The 1,178-nt window shown below is 73.3% G+C and carries 1 protein-coding gene; it reads right to left on the bottom strand.

Annotated features, from left to right (window positions below; all coding sequences use genetic code 11):
• Positions 1-31 precede the first annotated feature (31 nt).
• Positions 32-1,178, bottom strand: a 1,147-nt coding sequence (locus AB0J52_RS41570; protein WP_500188791.1) for a M28 family peptidase, incomplete at its 5' end; no start/stop codon positions are given.

The following is a 1,178-nucleotide window of genomic DNA, read 5'->3' as shown; positions in this document are numbered from 1 at the left end:
GCCCGACGGGCCGCTCGGGGCCGCGTACGGGTCATTCCGGCTCGAAGGCCGTCCTGGTGAGGTGGTGCGGTGCGGCGGCGCGCTGGCGGGCGCGCTCGGCCGCGTCGCCGGGGACGATGTCGGAGGTGTCGAGGGCGAAGCGGCCGGTGGCCCAGGCCATGCCCGCGCCGAGCTGGCCGAAGATCGTCCGGTTCACGTTGCGCAGGTCGTCGCAGGCCGAGTGGTAGCACCAGTCGAGCGACTGTCCGGCCCGACCGCCGAACAGCTGGGCCCACTTCTCGGTCTTGATCAGGTTGGAGCCGCTGGTCTCGCCGCCCGACGGGATCCCGGCGGCGACGAACGGGCCGTAGTCGGAGCGGCCGTCGAAGTCGCGGCCGACGGTCGGCAGGCCGCGCGAGCCGTGGAAGTCGGTGAGGACCTTCTCGATCTGCGCCGAGCCCTCCGGGCCGGGGCCGGCGCCCTCGTGGTCGCTGTCGTCGCCGTCGTAGACCATCCGGGCGTAGTTCGGCGAGCCGATCATGTCGAAGTTGAGGTAGAGGGCCAGGTCGGCCCGGCCCTGCTCGGACAGCTGCGCCACGTAGGCGCCGGAGCCGAGGTCGCCGTGCTCCTCGGCGCCCCACCACGCGAACCGGACCTTGTTCCTGACCTGCTTGAAGTGCCGGGCGAGCTGGAGCGCGGTCTCCAGTTCCATGGCGCTGGACGAGCCGTTGTCGTTCATCCCCGGTCCCTCGGTGACGCCGTCCAGGTGCGCGCCGAGCATGACGACGTTGTCGGCGCGTCCGGTCGGGGTCTCGGCGATCAGGTTGAACGTCGTCACGGTCCTGGTCTCGCCGCGCAGGTCCACGGTGAGCGTGACCGGGCCGCGCGCCGCGTCCGCCGCGAGCGCGTCGGCCTCGCCGCGGCCGATGGACGCGACCGGGATCCTGACGTCCGCCGCGGTCAGGCGGGTCCGCAGGATCATGTCCGGGTTGGGGTTGTTGGTGTTGATCAGCGCGGCGGCGGCGCCCGCCTCGGCGGCCGTCTTCTGCTTGACGGTGTTGTTGCAGCCGCCCGCCGCGATCAGCGCGATCCTGCCGCGGTAGTCGGCCCCGGCGTAGTCGGACGGCTCGCAGCCTGGCGTGGTGTCCGCGCCGGACGGGACGACCGCGAGCTGCGCGGTGAGGCCGCCGGCGGGCGTG

Origin of the sequence: Spirillospora sp. NPDC049652 (genome assembly GCF_040675125.1) — a bacterium.
In the GTDB taxonomy this organism is placed as follows: Bacteria; Actinomycetota; Actinomycetes; order Streptosporangiales; family Streptosporangiaceae; genus Spirillospora.
The sequence above is the reverse complement of the archived record's forward strand: the minus strand, read 5'-3'. Positions and strand labels throughout refer to the sequence as shown.